Here is a 16,171-nt window from a genome sequence, read left to right as displayed (position 1 = left end):
AAAAATGACGCCTCTCGGTCATGTCAGTAAATGAGGACATTGTATTCAATTTTCAGGCGCTCCGGATCGTTCATCGGGAGCAATGGGAACACGTCAACGGGCATCGGAGGTATTTCAGCATCCTTGATCGCCCGCAAGGTTAATAAAGTGAGAGCACGGTAGGAATCCTTGTCATCCACCACGAGCGGGTCCTCCACCAGCCCTTGTTTGTTCACGTAAAAATTCACCTTCAGGCTCCCGTACGTGACGCCTTCCATCTGTAGTTTAAGGTAGATGCGCCACTTCTTTTCCACCGCCTGGGTGACCCGTTGGGTGTAGCGCTCCTTCGGCGTCGATGTCAGTTTCACCTTCGTCTGGGTGCCGCCACTGGCGCTGCCTTCCTTCGTCGGCGTGCTGCTGGGCTGCTGCTTCTCCACCTGCCGCACGCCGCTCTCCTTCGAAGTCAGATTCACAGGCACCTCATCCACTCCACCTCGGCTGGCACGCCCATCACTTGCCTCCGGCGGCAGGCCCCAGCGCTTTTCCATCAGCTTTTTCGTCTCCTCATTCATCAGCGGCCCTCCGCTGGCGGAGACCCCGCCCTTTTCCGGCCTGTTCGCATTAAAAACGATGCCCATTCCCATACGCCCGTCATGAAACTTTTTGACCCAGGGAATCAATTCCTCAGGCACTGGCGGGAACTTCGTATCCTGGATCACCATCACAGTAAACTTCGTCAGGACAGGGTCCGTGTTCTCGTTGTTCTTGACGTGGAGGTGCTCCATCTTGCCCGTCGTGCTCAAATAAATGAACACTCTCACGTGCCCGCGGGCCCGGTCATTCGGACTCTGCGCCAGGTAGTGCTTCCACTTCCCTCGCAGCCGCCCAGACACCTCATTGAGGTATCGCTCCATGCTTTCCCTCGCCTGCCTGTATGCTTCCACCTCCTCCTTCGTCGGCGCACTGCATGCAGAGAGCATGCCCAGCAGCGCCACCATCCCCAGCAGCCGCAGCGCCTGCGCTCTCTTCCCCGCATGCAGCAGCCCGCTCAGCACACCCAGCGCGCTCGCAGCAATTCTGAGCCCCGTCACGAAGCCCTCCAAGGGATGGAAATCAGCGGCCACGGGCATGATAAAGGATTTGCACGCGCCCCCCTTTCTTCCCCAGAGCACTGCGCACCTCCGCCGGCATCGGGGGGATTTCCGCATCTCGGATCGCCCGCAGCGTGAGCTCCGTCAGCCCCGGATCGCAGCCCTTTTGGACGGTGGCCTTCGGACTCTCCACCTTGCCTTGCGAGTTGACGTAAAAAACCACATCCAGCTCCCCCACAGACGGCACCTTCGACTGCATGAGGTAAAGGTACCACTGCCTTTGCAACCGTCCCACCACCAGCTTGCCATAGCGGCTCACCGGGGTCTCCTTCAGGTCCAGAGGATTTCCCTCCGCAGGGTACGCGCGATACCTCACATTATCCTTGTTCCACTGCACACGCGCCTCCCGCGCAGCGCGTTCCTCCGGCGTCAGCTTCGCATCCAGCGCAGCTACTGCACCTCCCTTGGTCGGAGGAGGAATGTACGCCTTGTACACGAGTTTCAGGACGCCCTCGTCCTTCGGCGTGAGTGAAGAGACCACATCCGCCGGCATGCGTGGGAGATCCACATCCCGGATCACATTCGTGGTCAGTCTCACCAGATCAGGGCTCGCCCGATTGGCGCCCACCACGCGCATCTTCACCACCTTGCCCTTGGGATTCACCCAGTAGCCCACCTCCATCCCGCCAAAGGCCGCATCATTCGGCCGCTTCTTCAGGTACAGGTGCCACTGCTTGTCCACCAGCTCGGACACTTTGAGGATGTACCGGCTCTTCGGCGGCATCTTCAGCGCCCCCACCCCGCTCTTCGCCGGCGAGCCGCACGCTGAGAGCATGCCCGCCAGAATCACCCAACCCAGCATCCGCACCTCGTCAGCCATGCCCATCCGCGCATAAAGCCTGAGTCTCGCCTGCATTGTCACTGCGAGAGCCAAGCAGGCACCCAGCATGTTGAGACCCATCAGAAAAATTTCTGCGGTGGTCAGATCAGTAAATAAGCGCATCGTATTCCACTTTCAGCCGGTCCTGATCATTCATCGGCAGAGATGGCACCACATCCGCAGGCATCGGCGGGATCTCCGCATCCTGGATCGCCCGCACGGTCAGCTCCGTGAGGATCGGGTTGGACTCCTTGTCATTCACCACCCGCAGGCTCTCCACCTTGCCCTTTTTGTTGACGTAAAAAACGATCTGCAGGTACCCCGCCGTCGCGCCGTCCCGCCGCAGGTGCAGGTAGATGTGCCACTTCTTCTCCACCTGCCCCGTCACCTGCCGGTAGTAGCGTCCCAGCGGCGTCTCCGCCGCATCCACCGCAGCCTCCTTGCCCCGGTTGGAAATGCTGCCCTTCGTCTGCGTCTTGCGGGTAAAAGGCGTGAAGGCGTTCGGGTCCTGGTTGTTCGTCGTGCGCGTCACGGCCTCATCCTCCACCACCGGCAGCGCCTTCGGGATGGGTTTTTCCTGCGGAGTCGGCGGCGGCATGTCCTGCGCTGTCTCCAGTTTTTTCGGCACCGGCTCCGTCTTCGGCGGCGCGTCCGGCGTCTTCACCATCGGGTCAGGTTTCTTCACCTCCAGCGGCAGCCGGTTCAGGTCCACCTTCGCCATCTCCTTGTCCGCCTCCTCCATCATCTTCGTCAGCGGCGTCTTCTCAGGCTCCACCTTGGCCATCTTCGGCGTCTCCACAGGCTTCTCCGTTTCTGGATGGGTCGTCTCCGGTTTGGGCGTCAGCACCGTCTGCGGCTTGGGCGGCTGCGGCGGTGCGGCATCCTTCGGCTTTAAAATGGAAGGCGGCGTCTGCGGGCTGGGCGGTGCCGGCGGCTTCGGTGCCAGCATCGCCACCTCGGGCGGCTGCGTCATCGGCCGCGCATCATCCTTCAGATCCCCGTTCTTAAAGTCACGGTCCGCCAGCTCGCGCGAGCGGATCTTGATGCCGTCCATCGAGGGCATCGGCTCCGTCGCATCCGGAGACGGCGCGATCACCGTCGCCGCATGCGTGTTCCGGTCCGCGATGAACGCCGGATTCTTCGGCGCCGTGTCCGCGCCCTGGCTCTGCGATGTCCGGATGTACACCTGCGGCTTCTGCACCTTCGGCGGCGGTGGCGGCGTCAGGAACTGCTCCGGAAACAGCAGCACCTCCTCCTCCTTTTTCTCCACCTTCGGCGGCTGGTGCGCCTCCAGCCACAGCCGGTGCGCAGCCTCGCTCGCAAACATCCACGCCAGCAGCACCAGCAGAAGCGCATGCACCACCACCGTGCCGGTGATGGCAATGCGCAGGTTGCTGCTGCGTTGGTTATCGATGGGATAAAAGTCAGTCACGATGCCGGGCCAATTTAGGGAAGAACGCGTCCCCCAATATAGTGCGCTCCCAGTCTTGAGAATCAAATGCTGATTGAGCAGCCTCACACCCCACCTCCCCCTCTCATCCTCAGCCTCCCACTCGATCCAATCACTCAGCCCCACCAGCCATCCGCCAGCCCCCAGTGCTGGTAGGGACGCGTTGTGCGCGTCCCTAGAATCCTTCGCCCCACCGCCCCCTTCCATCCCACCCGCTCTCCCCCTTCCCTACAGCCCCCGCCCTCCATCCCTCCACCATTGATTCGCCGCCCTCCCCCTCCGGCCTCACTTCGTTCGTCTACTCGCCACGCTCCGTTCCACCCCTGCAGTAATCCTGAAATTCTGCCATCCTGTTAATCCTGTCCATCTACACCATCTCCTCCCCTTGCCCCCTCTCCCAGCCAAAAAAAGGGCCCCCATCTCTGGAGGCCCTCTCATTTGAATCTTCAGCCAATCACTTCACCACCGCCTTGAACGCGATCGGGATGATCAGAATCGCCAGGATGTTCACCACCTTGATCATCGGGTTCACCGCAGGACCGGCCGTGTCCTTGTAAGGATCACCCACCGTGTCGCCCGTCACCGCCGCCTGATGTGCAAAGCTGCCCTTGCCGCCGTGGTTGCCTTCTTCAATGAACTTCTTCGCATTGTCCCACGCGCCACCGGCGCTCGTCATCGAAATGCCCACAAACAGACCCGTCACGATCGTGCCGATCAGCACCCCGCCCAGCGCTTCCATGCCCAGGAACGACACCGCGATCACAAAGATCAGTGGCAGCAGTGCCGGCACAATCATCTGGCCCAGAGCCGCCTTCGTCACGATGTCCACGCACTGCGCATAGTCCGGCGTGTCCGCACCCGTCAGGATGCCAGGCTTCGCCGTGATCTGGCGGCGCACCTCGCGCACCACCGCACCCGCCGCATTGCCCACGGCGCTCATGCAGAAAGACGTAAACAGGAACGGCAGCAGCCCGCCGATGAACATGCCGATCACCACCCGGTGGTCCATCAGGTCAAAGCTCACCTTGTGCCCCACAAACGCCTGCAAATCTTCCACATAGGAGCCAAACAGCACCATTGCCGCCAGTCCGGCGCTCGCGATCGCATAGCCCTTCGTCACCGCCTTCATCGTGTTGCCCACGGCATCCAGCTCGTCCGTGATCTTGCGCACGCCCTCGGGCAGACCCGCCATCACCGCGATGCCGCCCGCGTTGTCCGTGATCGGACCAAACGCATCCAAAGAAATCACAATGCCCGACAGCGACAGCATGGACACCACCGCGATCGCGATGCCATACAGCCCCGCCAGATCATAGCAGCCCCAGATCGCCGCAGCGATGGCCAGCACCGGCAGCAGCGTAGCCTGGTTCCCGATGCTGATCCCCGCGATGATGTTCGTCGCCGGGCCCGTTTCGGAAGCCTTCGCAATCAGACGCACCGGCTTGTGGTGCGTGCTCGTGTAGTAGTTCGTGATCCACACCACCAGCAGCGTCATCACCAGACCCACCGCCGCGCAGTAAAACAAGTTCGTGCTCGAAACCGCCATCTCACCGATCTTGATCCCCTGTGGGAAGATCGCCGCCGTGGACCACCAGAACAGCGCCGAAGCCACGATGCCAGACACCGCAACCCCGCACACCAGAGACGCCGTCGCCTCCTGCTTGATGAAGTTCACCCAGCCGATGCCAATGAGAGAAGCAATGATCGCCAGACCGCACAGCACAAACGGGTAAACCACCGCCGCCTCCGTGCCCACCGTCAGGTGGCCCACCAGCACGCCGCCGATCAAGCTCACCGCATACGTCTCGAAAACGTCCGCCGCCATCCCCGCGCAGTCACCCACGTTGTCGCCCACGTTATCAGCAATGGTCGCCGGATTGCGCGGATCATCCTCATTCAGATTCTGCTCATTCTTGCCCACCAAGTCCGCGCCCACGTCAGCCGCCTTCGTATAGATACCGCCGCCCAGACGTGCAAACACACTGATCAGCGAGCTGCCCAGCGCCAGCCCCACCAGCGAATCGATCGCATGCTTCGCGTGGTCCACGACACCGCTCACCACCAGGTAAAACACACCCACCGAGAGCAGGCCCAGCGCCACCACCAGCAAACCCGTCACCGCACCACCATTGAAAGCCACCTTCAGCGCCGAATGACTGCTCACCGAGGCCGCCTGCGCCGTGCGCACGTTCGCCCGCACCGCGATCATCATCCCGATGTAACCCGCCGCCAGCGAGCACACCGCGCCCACCACAAAGCCCGCCGCAGTCAGGCCGCCGCGCAGCCACCACACCGCCGCAAAAACAACGACCGCGATCAGGCTCACCGCCATCACCTGCCGGTTCAGGTAAGCCTTCGCCCCCTGCTGGATCGCCAGTGCGATCTCCGTCATCTTCGCATTCCCCGCATCCGCCCCCACGACCTTTTTGATCAGGATGAGCGCAAAAACAAGCCCCACGATGGAGAGGCCAATGGCAAGGGCGATGCCGTGAGTCAGCAGGAAGGATGGAAGCATGAGTGGATAAGGGTCGGGTGGTTGGTCCGTGGCGGGTAAAGCCGCGCACTTTAGCAAGTCGCAAATTACAGGCAAGAACTTGCTCCGAGTTTTCTGCCACCACTCTTTTTTCTTACCCACCCACTCCCAGCCCCCTCCCTAAATCCAAATCCCACCCACCCAGCCCCTCCGCCCCTGTTTTTCATTCTTCCATCTCCAACCGCCCGCCACACGATCAGCCCCCGAGCCACCCAGCGCCGTTATGTAGTACCGGCTTTCGTGTCCTTCGAAGCCTTGGCGCAGAAGGAAGCCGGTACGGTTTCTTCGTTCGTAGTTCACTTCTCATCTTCACCGCAGCCTGCCCGCACACCTGGGATTCTCGTTATTTCTCCGTGCAAAACACCCCTCACCTGATCAGCGATTTCAAACTCCGAAAACGTCGGTGAAAGCCAAATCCCCGCGGTAATCTCGCCTCTTTCCACGCGGTCTCCCGGCTGAAACTCACCACATTCAAGACTCGCCTCATACCCTGCAATGGAAACATCAACCAGATCGCCTTCATACAAATGCCCGTGCCAGCTCAAAGACTCCAGGTCCAGCATCAGCAAAGACACAGCACGCAAATCAGCCTGAATTTCAGCAACGGGGCACGTCAGGTAATGCTCAAACTCAGACTCACCAACGATCAGCAGGTAGCCATCCTTCCTGCCAAGTGCCACACGATAGGACTCCTCATCTTGGATCATCTGAAAATTCATCCCTTTCTTATAATCCATGCAGATCATTTTTCAGCAGCGAAAGCGCTGCCTGTCATGACGGACTTCCTCACTTCACCCCTCCTCCCGCACCAGCTCCCCATTCATAAACAACACCGATATCCCCTCGATCCCATCAAACTGGATCGCATAATTCGCCCCCACTACCGCACACTCTGTCAGCAGCTTTTTCAAGACCTTCTCAGTCACCGGCACCGAAGAGACAACCGTCACAACGTGTCCCGGATCCACATAGCGGCTCGATGAAAAATCCGCATCCTTATCAAGCCCGCCTTCACTGAACGATCCCACCCGCGCAAGCGTTGCCTTCACCATATCATAAAACCGGTCAAAATTTTCTATTCGTTGCTCAGCACTCAACGATGAATCCAGCTCCTCACAGCTATCAGCAAACGCCTTCATCCGAGCCGCAAAAGCCTCTTCCGCAAGTGTCGTCGGCAAGGTGTGGCTCATTGTGCATAAAAACGAAAATGAAAAAAACGGTGGTCACAGCAGCAATCAATGCAGGAAGGACTTTCACAATCTGCTGAGCTACAATCCGGCTGGATAAAGATCAAGCCCCCAGCCCCCTCACGGCTCAAACACCGCCTCCAAAAGCCAGACCAACATCATAAAGGCGCACATAAACCAGCCGAAAATGAAGAGGCTGAACATCGCCGAGTTCTCTTATTTGGTGTAAGTCCCGCTGCTGGTGCGGACTTTGCCAGTGAGCAGGCCTTTGATGGCCAGATATAAGAACAGCGAGGCGAAGAGAACCGGCAGCAAAATAGTGCCCGTCCTGGACTGGGCCAGAAGCGGGAGAAACTCAATTCCAAGCATGAGACATCCAACCATCACTTCAGCTGTTTGCCAAGGTTCAACGTGATCGGCCAGCCGCCCAATGCCAGGCGCTGAACATTCCGGAACCAAGCCCTCCCCCCTCACGGCGCAAACACCGCCACCAAGAGCCCGACAAACACCATAAAGGCGAGAATGAAATAGGCGAAAATGGTGATCCAGAACATCACAAAATTTTCTTTCTCGGTGTAGGTGTCGAAGCAGCCGCGGACCTTGCCGGTGCGAATGCCTTTGATGGGCAGATACAATAACACCGAGGTGACTAGAAGCAGCACCAAGATCTTCCCTATTCGGGACATGGCGAGCATGAGGGAGAGATGGAGCTCTGGCATGCGGCATTCAATCATCACTTCGGCCCACTGCCAATCTTCAACCTGATCGGCCAACCGCCCAATCCCGGGCGCAGAGCCTTCCCCCAGCCCACTTCCAAGAACCCGCAAAGCGCCGGTGCCTCGGAGGCAGGAACAACGCCTATTCAGAAACGGCCCCACCGCCAATACCAGATCTGCGCGGCACTAACATCCTACGGCTGTTCCTTGAGTCAGCTCACATTCATTCAAACCCCAGAAACGAACATGAGATCAAGCCGCAACTCTTCCCTCAATGCCTTCCTCGCCAAAATGTCCAGGGACGATGCCAGAACACATCGGGAAATGGGCATGGCCGCCGCAACCAAAGGCGCTCATGCCGGCAGGGAGGTCTCCAACCCCGGCAAGAACGCCGCCGGACGAGAGCCCTCCGCCCGCTAGAACCGAAACGAAAAAGAAGACCTGGCATGCCGGGCGCCCCGCGCAGGACAGGCCGCGTGGTTTTGGGGCAGTTGGTGTCAACAAAGCCACGCGGCAGCCGCACTGGGAGCGCCGTTTTTGAAAAACAGCTCTGGCACAGCCCCCTGAAGCACGAAGCTCCAACCCGCTTCATTCCGCGCCTTCGCTGCATTCGATCATCATCTCCTCCCCCCCCCCGCCCGCCTCTTCATCCCCGCCAGATGCTCGCGCCTCGCCGCGCGCTTGTTCGTCCGCGCCGCCAGATGCACCAGCGCCGCATTCGCCGCCGCCACCTCCTCCGGCTGCAGCAGCACTTCCTCGATGCCCGTGATGTAGCTCGTCAGGCTCGTGTCGATCACATATTCCGGCAGCTCCGTCTTGAACGTCGCTCCGCCCATGAAAAAGATCACCGATCGGAACTTCGACTCCGGCAGCTTCAGCAACTGCGCCAGCGCCCGCAGGTGCAGCTTGTTCTGCCAGATCGGATTCTGAAACGAAAACTTCCCCCCGGAGCCAAACGTCTGCGTCCACTTCGCCTGATGCTCAGAGCCGTAGATCCAGCCCGTGTAGTTCTTCGTCTCGATCACAAAGATCCCAAACGGCGACACCACCACGTGGTCCACCTGCGTCAGCCCATCCCCGTCCGGGCGCGGCACATACAGATCGCTGTAGCCACGGTATAGCGCCTCATCCAGCAGCCGAAACGTCCCCTGCGTCACCAGCACCTCCCCCAGCGATCCTTTGAAGGACGACTTGAACCGCCGGTACACAAACCGCACCGCATAAAGCACCGCCACCAGCAGAAACAGCGGCAGCGCCGGTTTGACGAGCGTGGTGAATAAAACGTTGGAGTCAGTCATCTGCCCCACTCTCCGCAGCAAACACCCCGCCACAAGCCCGGGTCCCCTCGCTCTGCCCTCATTGACCCCTCAGCACAGCCTGCGGCCTTCATCACTGGACGCACGCCTTTAACCATCATCAAACCCCGCATCAAAAGCCTACTCACGCGCAAAGCGGTAAAACAGCAGCTTGCGCGACAGCGGCAGAAAGACCTCCTTCGCCGCCTTCAGGTGCACCGGGTTCTCATTGTAGCGCAGACGCGCGGCTTCATCCTCAAAGCTCAGAATGAAGCACACGTCATAGCTCGTGTCAGAGAAAGCACCGCCCACCCCGTCCGTGCGGCCCACACAGGCATGCTTCACCTCCGGGATCCTTTTCCCAAAGTCATGCACCGCCTCGATCACCCTCCGCTGGTCCTCCTGGCTTCCAGCCTTCTTCAGCCAGACCAGCCCCACCTGATGCAGCCGCCCGCCTGCCTTCACTGCCCCCTGAGAAGCCGCGCAGCCCGCCAGCAGCAGGCTCAACGTCATAAGCACCACCGCCTGTATCTTCACCCTCATTTTCTTCATGTTATTTTGTAATTTTTTCTATTAGTTTATGGTTATTATCTTCTGAAAAAAAATCTCCAGCTTCACAGCGTCGGAATCGTCCCGCCATCGATGACGTATTCCGCGCCATGGATCGCCGCCGCGCGGTCTGAGGCCAGAAAGGCCACCAGCTCCGCCACCTCCCACGGCCAGGCCGGACGCCCGATGGGGATGCCCCCCAGCGCAGAGAGAATGCCCAGCCGCGCCGTCTCCTCATCCGTGCCACCGCTCTCCGCCAGCCGCTGCACCATTGCCTCCGCAGCCGTCGTGTAGATCCAGCCCGGAGACACAGACGTCACCCGCACGCCCTTCGGCCCCAGCTCCTTGGAGAGCGCCTTGCTGTACGTCGTCAGCGCCGCCTTCGCAGCCGCATACGCCGTGGTCGAGTCCGGCAGCGGCAGCGTCCGCTGGATGGATGAAATGTGAATCACCACGCCCCTGCCGCGCGCCACCATGTCCGGCACCAGCGCACGGTCCAGCCGCACCGCCGCCAGCAGATTCAGATTCAGCTCCTCCAGCCACAGCTCATCCGTCAGCGCCGCAAAGCCCCCGCCCGGTGCGTGGGAGCCGCCGAGGTTGTGGATCAAAACATCCACACCGCCGCACTCCTCCCGCAGCACACGCGCCACCACCGCCGTGCCCTCCGCCGTCGCCAGATCCGCAGCGATGAACCGCGCAGGCAGCGCCTCATCCGCCGGCGCCGTGCGCGCCGCCGTGATCACCTCCGCCCCCGCCGCAGCCAGTCGGCGCACCATGGCCTCTCCCGCGCCCTTCGTGCCACCGCTGACAAACACACGCTTGCCCGCAAACTCCGTCGCATCTCCCTTGAATGTCGGTGCTTTCATTGGATCGCAAGGTGAGAGATTTTGCCGCCATTCACCGTGAACGAATACTCGAGCTGCACCGGGCTGCCCGGAAACGTCCCGGACACTCGGCCCGTGGTCACAAACGCCCCGTCCGCCTCCCGCATTCCGATCACCTCCACCTGCGGCTGATACTTCTGCGTCGTCTCGGCGATCCACGTGCGGATCGCCTCCCGCCCCTGGCGGTCCTGGCTTTCATCACGCACCAGCGCATCATCCGCAAAGCACGCGGCGGCATCATCAATGCGGCCGTCATTCACAGCCGCGTAGTAGTCGGAAAGGACTTGGGGAAGGATCGTTTTCATGGTCTATGTCGTCTTGTTTTGGCGGTCAAAATCTTGACCTCACTCCATCGAACCACGAACTTACAAAATGGCAAGAACCCACAAAAAAGTAAGTAGCTTACCTGAGAAGCCACCCATTCCCTGGACCCGCCTCACCGCAGCGCAGGGCGTGGAGGAGGCCCTCCGCATGCTCGAAGGACGCTGGAAGTTTCTCATCCTCTTCCAGCTCTTTGGCGGCAACGTCATGCGCTTCTCAGATCTCGAGCGCGCCATCCCCGCCGTCACACAAAAGATGCTGGCCCAGCAGCTCCGCCAGCTTGAGAAAGACGGCATCGTCCAGCGCACCGTCTATCCCGTCATCCCGCCCAAGGTCGAATACTCCCTCACCCCCTGGGGCCAGTCTCTCTGCCCTGTGCTGGATGCCATCCTCAAATGGGCCGCCGCACGCGAAGAGCTGCAGTAAAAAACCACGCGCCGCATGCGCCATGCGCCATGCACCAGCGCATCAGCAGGTCCTCCATGTGCATGCTTTGAAGAGACCACCAAGTCCCTCATCAAACCCACCCCATCTCCCCCTTTCCCACTCTGCGGCGTCCCTGAATGGACGGCGAAGACACAGCACCAATCTTCGCATCGCATCAGCAGAGACGCCGCAGAGGCCGGAGTTCGGACTTCATCGGCCGCAGCGCAGCTCCCATGAGTCCAGCACCGCTCAGGCCGGTGCGTCGAAACCACAGCTCAGACCGCACTCACGCCGCAGGCTTCAGCACAAAGGCTTCAGTCACCTGCAGGTTTTGCGGCCCCTTGTACACCACTTTCCCTTCGATGTCGGCATTCTCCATCAGGCGCACATTCACCGCGCGCCATTGGGGGGCCTTCGGATGGGTGTCGCCGACGTAGGGATGGGACTTCAGGACAAGAGGATCGGATGAGGGTTTCATACGCAGATGTCATCGCACCTCCCGTCCAAACGTGTGTCCGGTTCTGTCCCGAACACATTATCAGGCGTTCCCTAAGTCCTCATGCCGCTCCCTCGGGCCAAATTTAGCCTTGTCACTTCACCCTCCTCACGCTGTCATCTCCTCCACACCCGCCGATGAAAACCATCTCCCTCACCCTCCTGACCTTCCTCTGCCTCGCCCTCAGCACCCAGGCACGCATCGGTGAAAGCTTGGACGACTGCATCAAACGCTACGGCGAGCCCGCCCAGCGCCCCCAGCCCAAGACCCTGCTCTTTCACAAGTCCGGCATCGCCATCACCTGCTTCTTTGTTGATGGCCTCTGCGTGCAGATCAGCTACAAAAAACTCGACTCCGTCACCCGCCTCAATGAACGCGAAGTGGAGATCCTCCGCATGGCCAATGGCAGCAAGTGGCAGCTGCGCCCGGACGACAACCGCAGCTCTTACCTCCACTGGTCCAATGAAACCTGCCAGTGCCAGTGGGACCGCAATACAGGTCTGCTGCAGTTTGAGTCGCTGGCGGAGAAGAAGAGAAAAGCAGACGAGATCCGCGCCGCAGAGAAAAAACTCCTCGAAGGCTTCTAGGCCTCCAGCCTCCTCACATCGCAAAGCCCCGCTTCATCCTGGCGCATCCCACCCCTTTCCTTTCCTACACAGCCCCCATCTTCTGGATGTCCGCCGCCTCGCGCAGCTGGCTCAGCCGGTTCTCGATCTTCTCCTTCGCCAGTTTTTCCATCAGAGACAATTTCACGATCTCCTTCACGCTTTCATACGGCTTCGGATCCGCATGCCGGATGTCATCCACTCGCAGGATCAGGAAAGTGCCGGGCTCCTCCAGCACCGGGCTGAGCTCCCCCTTTTTCATCTTCGCGATCACACCGGCCACCTGGTCGTTAATGTCTGAAAGCTGCGTCCAGGGCCACGCACCTCCCTCATCCGCGCGACTGTCGGCGCTGTTCTCACGCGCCATCTCCGCAAAGTCTCCCCCGTTCACCATCCGCGTGCGCAGGATCTCCGCCTGACTGCGCGCATTGGGCGTGGTGCTCAGGATCGTCAGCGTGTGAATCTTCACCGACTCCGGGTCGCGCCAGCGCTGCAGGTTCTTCTCATAATGCTCCCGCACCATCGCGTCCGTCACCTCCAGGTTGTTCGCGATCCGCGCCCGCACCGCGCTCACGATGATCATCCGCTCCCGCAGCTCATGGTACTTCTCCAAGGACATGCCCACAGCGTCGATCTCCGCCATCAGGGCGTCGTGATCCCCGTTGAAGGAGAGCTGCGTCACCTGCTTCTCATCATTTTCGATGTCCTCCTTGTTGATGACACCTCCCAGCCTGAAAAACTCATCCTCCAGCAGCTGGAAGTCGATGAGCCCGTTCAGCGCATTGCGTCGCACGTCCGCCAGCTCCTTCTTCAATCGCACCGGATCATTCGCCAGCTGGGACTGCAGCATCCGCACCTGCGCTTTGACCATCGCATCCAGATCGGAGGCATAAATCGGCATCCCGTTCACCTTGGCCACCACACGGTCTTTCGCTTGGCGCTCCTTGGCCTCAGCACCCTGCGCACCGGACTTGCCAAATCCAGCCAGTGTCAGCAGCAGCCACAGCGCCGCCACGCTCATCAGGCGTGCGCAGTTTTTCGGATCCATTCCACATCTCATGCGCCGCTTGCATCCATCACGCAAGCTCACCTGCCGCAGACGATGATCCATGGGTGAGGTCATGTTCATGTGAGAGATGTATATCAGTTTCTATTTTTTCCGTCGAGCCGGAATGGATAGGTCATTGCCCTACCCCATCCAAGACTCCGCTCATTTCATTCCAGCCATTTCCGGGCCTCCAGAGCGGCGCTCTGGTCGAAGTATCTGACCTCCGCCTTTGTGAACGGCTTGCAGAAAGTCGCCATGCCCTGCTCCCACTTTGAGTTTCCCACCATCGCCAGCCGCTCGATGCTGTTGAAGTGATGCAGCGCAAACTTGGTGTCTTCCCACAGGGCGCCCGCTGTCCAGCCGTGGAAATCCGTCATGTCAAACAGCACCCGCAGCTTGCCGTGCAGAGCCGCAAGGCGGTCAAACTCCGGCACAAAGTGATCGTAGTCTTCCTTGACCAGCTTGCCAGTCACGAACACCGCCACCGTGTTCCCATCGTTTTCTTCTTTGAGTTGTATCGGCATATGAGACTCCTTTGAAAACCTATCGGCTCTGCCTCAACTCGGAGGCTTGTCTAATTCGATTCCAGCCCCGTTTTTGGCTGATTCTTTTTGTCATGCTTCCCCCGACAGACCACCAGCCAACCGCGGTTCAAACACGTTCGTTTTCGTGAGCCCAGTACCCGTCGCTCCCGTAGTGCCGGAACAGGCCGCTCTCATACTCGCGGGTCACCAGCGCATCGTCAATGTACTCCGGCGATGCCTTCACCGCCTCGCGGCTCAGCTTCACGAAGACCTTCATTTCACTCCAGCTCACACGCTCGATCCATACCGGAGAAACCAGCACCTTCTTGCCCGGCCACCAGTTGCGTGTGTCCACCACCAGGTAGCGGATCGCCCAGGTCTCATCATCGATGATGAAGTCCACCACATGGCCGATCTCACCATCCGACGCCTGAATGTCATGCCCCGTCACCGCATCCGTGCTGCGCAGGTGCGGATCCCAGGAATGCTCCGGCGCCTCCGGTGCGCTCCAGTTCTCCGGGTCACGCACCAGATAAGGGTACGCGCCCCACATCAGCGGTCCGCCCCAGTACATCGGCCAGCCATAGTAGCCGTGGTAGTCCACCTCAAACTGGCGCGACACCGGCTTGTCACTGTCCCACGATGGGCTGTCCTGAATCTGCTGCCGCGTCAGATTCACCGCGATGGCTTTATCCTCCTTCACCGCACCCACCAGCGCATACGGCGAGATCAAAACCATCCTGCCATTGAGCCAGCCGCCCGTGTCCGCCACCAGGTAGCGGATCGTCCAGTGCTGGTCGTCGAAGTAAAATTCACGGACACTCCCGATCTCGCCATCGAGGCAGTCCAGCTTGAATCCTTTGAGTGCGTTTGCTTTGAGTAACATAACAGTGGAGTTGAGTTGCCAGCCCTTCAGGACGCCTACGCCAAACCCATCCCTGCTGGATGAATCGTGGCTTGCCTGTATCTATCAATACGCCGCCGGAGGGGCTGTTTGGTTGTGCCAATCTCCGGCCGCGCCAACAACCGCACCATGGGGTGAAACCCCACTATGAGGACTTGCATCACCCACTGACATCCTTGTCTTGAAGGCCAACGGCCTTCCGTATTTCAGCCCAGGGATGCCGAGCGATAGCGAGTGCTTCCCTGGGTTCTGCCAGCCAATCCGGAAAGCAAACCCAGCACTTCGCCACACGACGCCGGGTACCAGCAGCGTCTGCTACGCCATCACGCTGCAGGAAGCCGTGTCCAGCACCGCTGTATCGTCACATTCAGGTCTGCCCAGTTCTCTTCACGATGCCTCCCACAAACCTCACCCGCGCACATCATCCACACCTTCCGGCACCTCGGCAATCAGCCGCTGCATCGCCGCCACCTTCGCCCCGATGAAGAGCACATTCATCAAATCAATCTGCTCACGCGTGGCCCCCGATGTCCGGATCTTCATGTCCCCGGACCCAAAGCCCAGCAGCCAGTGGCGGAAAATATCGTCCCGGTGTTTCTCCAGCCCCATGCCTTGCGCGTTGTAGCTGTTGGAGCCGCTGCCAAAGAGCATCTTGTGCGTCAACTGCCCCGGCGTCACCTCCCAGTAGCTCAGCCGGTCAAAGACAAACACCGTCAGGAACCACGTGAGGAACATCAGCGTGGAAAACCAAAAATACGCGCCCATCGACAGGTGAATCGTCAGATGCTCAAACCACCGGAACACCTCGTCCCACCAGCCCACATAGGCCAGCACCACCGTCAGCAGCGCACCACCCATGATCACCATCCCCGAGGCCAGACCACGCACCGAAAAATTCGTGATCATGATGATCAGAAACAGCGTCAGGAAGTAGATCACCCCCAGGTTGTTGCCAGGATGCACCCACTCCAGCATCTGCCCCGTGCTCTCCGGATGCTGCTCCTGCCCGTGCAGGTAAGTCAGCGCAGCCATCACATACCCCACCACCCACACCGGCCACCAGAACAGCAGCGGCGAGTGACTGTAGATGCGGATGGTCGTCTGCCCACGGCGCAGCGCCGGATTCGCAGCGGCTGGCACCGGCTGCGTGCGGATCTCCTCAGCGCTGACCGTTTCCAGCGGCGCCGTTGCAGGGACTTCAATGGTGTTGTGCTCGTTCATGGTAGTTAGATTTTGTCCTCGTATTTTTCGAAACTTTTTTCCTAAATCGCCCGTGGAGACCT

20 protein-coding genes are annotated in these 16,171 nt (G+C 60.0%); 3 read left to right on the top strand and 17 right to left on the bottom strand.

Going from position 1 to position 16,171, the window contains the following annotated elements; all coding sequences use genetic code 11:
• Positions 1-23: 23 nt before the first annotated feature.
• The 8 genes from AC3RLQ_RS02850 to AC3RLQ_RS02815 form a co-directional block, all read right to left on the bottom strand.
• Entirely contained in the window at positions 24-1,109 is a 1,086-nt protein-coding gene (locus AC3RLQ_RS02850; RefSeq protein WP_493034153.1) for a hypothetical protein, read from the bottom strand.
• Entirely contained in the window at positions 1,093-2,073 is a 981-nt protein-coding gene (locus tag AC3RLQ_RS02845; RefSeq protein WP_493034151.1) for a hypothetical protein, read from the bottom strand. The genes AC3RLQ_RS02850 and AC3RLQ_RS02845 overlap by 17 nt, the downstream gene beginning before the upstream one ends.
• The gene (locus AC3RLQ_RS02840; protein ID WP_493034149.1) at positions 2,057-3,382 is read right to left on the bottom strand and encodes a hypothetical protein; all 1,326 of its coding nucleotides are present in this window, start codon (positions 3,380-3,382) and stop codon (positions 2,057-2,059) included. Before AC3RLQ_RS02840 ends, AC3RLQ_RS02845 begins: the two co-directional genes overlap by 17 nt.
• A 472-nt stretch (positions 3,383-3,854) precedes the next feature.
• The gene (locus AC3RLQ_RS02835; protein ID WP_493034147.1) at positions 3,855-5,915 is read right to left on the bottom strand and encodes a sodium-translocating pyrophosphatase; all 2,061 of its coding nucleotides are present in this window, start codon (positions 5,913-5,915) and stop codon (positions 3,855-3,857) included.
• Between the two features lie 314 nt (positions 5,916-6,229).
• Positions 6,230-6,670 (bottom strand): hypothetical protein, encoded by a 441-nt coding sequence (locus AC3RLQ_RS02830; protein WP_493034145.1) that lies wholly within the window; start codon positions 6,668-6,670, stop codon positions 6,230-6,232.
• A 54-nt stretch (positions 6,671-6,724) separates the two neighbouring features.
• Positions 6,725-7,123, bottom strand: a complete 399-nt coding sequence (locus AC3RLQ_RS02825) for a hypothetical protein (RefSeq protein ID WP_493034143.1) — start codon at positions 7,121-7,123, stop codon at positions 6,725-6,727.
• Positions 7,124-7,336: 213 nt separating this feature from the next.
• A complete protein-coding gene (locus AC3RLQ_RS02820; RefSeq protein WP_493034141.1) occupies positions 7,337-7,489 on the bottom strand; it encodes a hypothetical protein in 153 nt (50 codons plus the stop codon).
• Positions 7,490-7,590: 101 nt separating this feature from the next.
• Positions 7,591-7,893: a hypothetical protein gene (locus tag AC3RLQ_RS02815; protein WP_493034139.1), complete on the bottom strand. Its 303-nt coding sequence runs from the start codon at positions 7,891-7,893 to the stop codon at positions 7,591-7,593.
• 189 nt (positions 7,894-8,082) lie between these two features.
• Here AC3RLQ_RS02815 and AC3RLQ_RS02810 point away from each other — a divergent pair, with 189 nt between their 5' ends.
• Positions 8,083-8,256, top strand: coding sequence for a hypothetical protein (locus tag AC3RLQ_RS02810; protein ID WP_493034137.1), 174 nt, complete (start codon positions 8,083-8,085; stop codon positions 8,254-8,256).
• Between the two features lie 197 nt (positions 8,257-8,453).
• Here the strand turns inward: AC3RLQ_RS02810 and AC3RLQ_RS02805 are convergent, their stop codons facing one another.
• The 4 genes from AC3RLQ_RS02805 to AC3RLQ_RS02790 all read right to left on the bottom strand — a co-directional run bounded on the left by AC3RLQ_RS02805 (position 8,454) and on the right by AC3RLQ_RS02790 (position 10,869).
• Positions 8,454-9,134 carry a nuclease-related domain-containing protein gene (locus AC3RLQ_RS02805; protein ID WP_493034135.1) on the bottom strand — a complete coding sequence of 227 codons (681 nt, stop codon included), beginning with the start codon at positions 9,132-9,134 and terminating at the stop codon, positions 8,454-8,456.
• Between the two features lie 138 nt (positions 9,135-9,272).
• Positions 9,273-9,683: a Dabb family protein gene (locus AC3RLQ_RS02800; RefSeq protein WP_493034133.1), complete on the bottom strand. Its 411-nt coding sequence runs from the start codon at positions 9,681-9,683 to the stop codon at positions 9,273-9,275.
• A gap of 62 nt (positions 9,684-9,745) precedes the next feature.
• Positions 9,746-10,546 (bottom strand): SDR family oxidoreductase, encoded by an 801-nt coding sequence (locus AC3RLQ_RS02795; RefSeq protein ID WP_493034131.1) that lies wholly within the window; start codon positions 10,544-10,546, stop codon positions 9,746-9,748.
• A complete protein-coding gene (locus tag AC3RLQ_RS02790; protein ID WP_493034128.1) occupies positions 10,543-10,869 on the bottom strand; it encodes a nuclear transport factor 2 family protein in 327 nt (108 codons plus the stop codon). The genes AC3RLQ_RS02795 and AC3RLQ_RS02790 overlap by 4 nt, the downstream gene beginning before the upstream one ends.
• Positions 10,870-10,936: 67 nt before the next feature.
• Between AC3RLQ_RS02790 and AC3RLQ_RS02785 the strand changes: the two genes are divergently transcribed.
• On the top strand, positions 10,937-11,311 hold the full coding sequence (locus AC3RLQ_RS02785) for a winged helix-turn-helix transcriptional regulator (protein ID WP_493034127.1): 375 nt from the start codon (positions 10,937-10,939) through the stop codon (positions 11,309-11,311).
• A gap of 286 nt (positions 11,312-11,597) precedes the next feature.
• Here the strand turns inward: AC3RLQ_RS02785 and AC3RLQ_RS02780 are convergent, their stop codons facing one another.
• Positions 11,598-11,789 carry a hypothetical protein gene (locus AC3RLQ_RS02780; RefSeq protein WP_493034126.1) on the bottom strand — a complete coding sequence of 64 codons (192 nt, stop codon included), beginning with the start codon at positions 11,787-11,789 and terminating at the stop codon, positions 11,598-11,600.
• Between the two features lie 155 nt (positions 11,790-11,944).
• Here AC3RLQ_RS02780 and AC3RLQ_RS02775 point away from each other — a divergent pair, with 155 nt between their 5' ends.
• Positions 11,945-12,394, top strand: coding sequence for a hypothetical protein (locus AC3RLQ_RS02775; protein ID WP_493034125.1), 450 nt, complete (start codon positions 11,945-11,947; stop codon positions 12,392-12,394).
• Between the two features lie 64 nt (positions 12,395-12,458).
• Here the strand turns inward: AC3RLQ_RS02775 and AC3RLQ_RS02770 are convergent, their stop codons facing one another.
• The 4 genes from AC3RLQ_RS02770 to AC3RLQ_RS02755 all read right to left on the bottom strand — a co-directional run bounded on the left by AC3RLQ_RS02770 (position 12,459) and on the right by AC3RLQ_RS02755 (position 16,109).
• On the bottom strand, positions 12,459-13,460 hold the full coding sequence (locus AC3RLQ_RS02770; protein ID WP_493034123.1) for a peptidylprolyl isomerase: 1,002 nt from the start codon (positions 13,458-13,460) through the stop codon (positions 12,459-12,461).
• Positions 13,461-13,627: 167 nt separating this feature from the next.
• Positions 13,628-13,984, bottom strand: coding sequence for a SpoIIAA family protein (locus AC3RLQ_RS02765; RefSeq protein WP_487685349.1), 357 nt, complete (start codon positions 13,982-13,984; stop codon positions 13,628-13,630).
• Between the two features lie 127 nt (positions 13,985-14,111).
• Complete coding sequence (locus AC3RLQ_RS02760) at positions 14,112-14,870, bottom strand: PRC-barrel domain containing protein (protein WP_493034119.1); 759 nt, start codon at positions 14,868-14,870, stop codon at positions 14,112-14,114.
• A gap of 426 nt (positions 14,871-15,296) precedes the next feature.
• Positions 15,297-16,109 (bottom strand): hypothetical protein, encoded by an 813-nt coding sequence (locus tag AC3RLQ_RS02755; protein ID WP_493034117.1) that lies wholly within the window; start codon positions 16,107-16,109, stop codon positions 15,297-15,299.
• Positions 16,110-16,171 lie beyond the last annotated feature (62 nt).

Source organism: Prosthecobacter sp. GW821-HT29F12 (assembly GCF_058803405.1).
The sequence above is the reverse complement of the archived record's forward strand: the minus strand, read 5'-3'. Positions and strand labels throughout refer to the sequence as shown.

Excerpts from the sequence above, each read along its gene's own strand:
- AC3RLQ_RS02835 (WP_493034147.1), bottom strand. The coding sequence starts at position 5,915 with ATGCTTCCATCCTTCCTGCTGACTCACGGCATCGCCCTTGCCATTGGC.
- AC3RLQ_RS02800 (WP_493034133.1), bottom strand. The coding sequence starts at position 9,683 with ATGAAGAAAATGAGGGTGAAGATACAGGCGGTGGTGCTTATGACGTTG.
- AC3RLQ_RS02790 (WP_493034128.1), bottom strand. The coding sequence starts at position 10,869 with ATGAAAACGATCCTTCCCCAAGTCCTTTCCGACTACTACGCGGCTGTG.
- AC3RLQ_RS02785 (WP_493034127.1), top strand. The coding sequence starts at position 10,937 with ATGGCAAGAACCCACAAAAAAGTAAGTAGCTTACCTGAGAAGCCACCC.
- AC3RLQ_RS02780 (WP_493034126.1), bottom strand. The coding sequence starts at position 11,789 with ATGAAACCCTCATCCGATCCTCTTGTCCTGAAGTCCCATCCCTACGTC.
- AC3RLQ_RS02795 (WP_493034131.1), bottom strand. The coding sequence starts at position 10,546 with ATGAAAGCACCGACATTCAAGGGAGATGCGACGGAGTTTGCGGGCAAG.
- AC3RLQ_RS02765 (WP_487685349.1), bottom strand. The coding sequence starts at position 13,984 with ATGCCGATACAACTCAAAGAAGAAAACGATGGGAACACGGTGGCGGTG.
- AC3RLQ_RS02760 (WP_493034119.1), bottom strand. The coding sequence starts at position 14,870 with ATGTTACTCAAAGCAAACGCACTCAAAGGATTCAAGCTGGACTGCCTC.
- AC3RLQ_RS02770 (WP_493034123.1), bottom strand. The coding sequence starts at position 13,460 with ATGGATCCGAAAAACTGCGCACGCCTGATGAGCGTGGCGGCGCTGTGG.
- AC3RLQ_RS02755 (WP_493034117.1), bottom strand. The coding sequence starts at position 16,109 with ATGAACGAGCACAACACCATTGAAGTCCCTGCAACGGCGCCGCTGGAA.
- AC3RLQ_RS02850 (WP_493034153.1), bottom strand. The coding sequence starts at position 1,109 with ATGCCCGTGGCCGCTGATTTCCATCCCTTGGAGGGCTTCGTGACGGGG.
- AC3RLQ_RS02830 (WP_493034145.1), bottom strand. The coding sequence starts at position 6,670 with ATGGATTATAAGAAAGGGATGAATTTTCAGATGATCCAAGATGAGGAG.
- AC3RLQ_RS02820 (WP_493034141.1), bottom strand. The coding sequence starts at position 7,489 with ATGCTTGGAATTGAGTTTCTCCCGCTTCTGGCCCAGTCCAGGACGGGC.
- AC3RLQ_RS02775 (WP_493034125.1), top strand. The coding sequence starts at position 11,945 with ATGAAAACCATCTCCCTCACCCTCCTGACCTTCCTCTGCCTCGCCCTC.
- AC3RLQ_RS02810 (WP_493034137.1), top strand. The coding sequence starts at position 8,083 with ATGAGATCAAGCCGCAACTCTTCCCTCAATGCCTTCCTCGCCAAAATG.
- AC3RLQ_RS02805 (WP_493034135.1), bottom strand. The coding sequence starts at position 9,134 with ATGACTGACTCCAACGTTTTATTCACCACGCTCGTCAAACCGGCGCTG.
- AC3RLQ_RS02845 (WP_493034151.1), bottom strand. The coding sequence starts at position 2,073 with ATGCGCTTATTTACTGATCTGACCACCGCAGAAATTTTTCTGATGGGT.
- AC3RLQ_RS02825 (WP_493034143.1), bottom strand. The coding sequence starts at position 7,123 with ATGAGCCACACCTTGCCGACGACACTTGCGGAAGAGGCTTTTGCGGCT.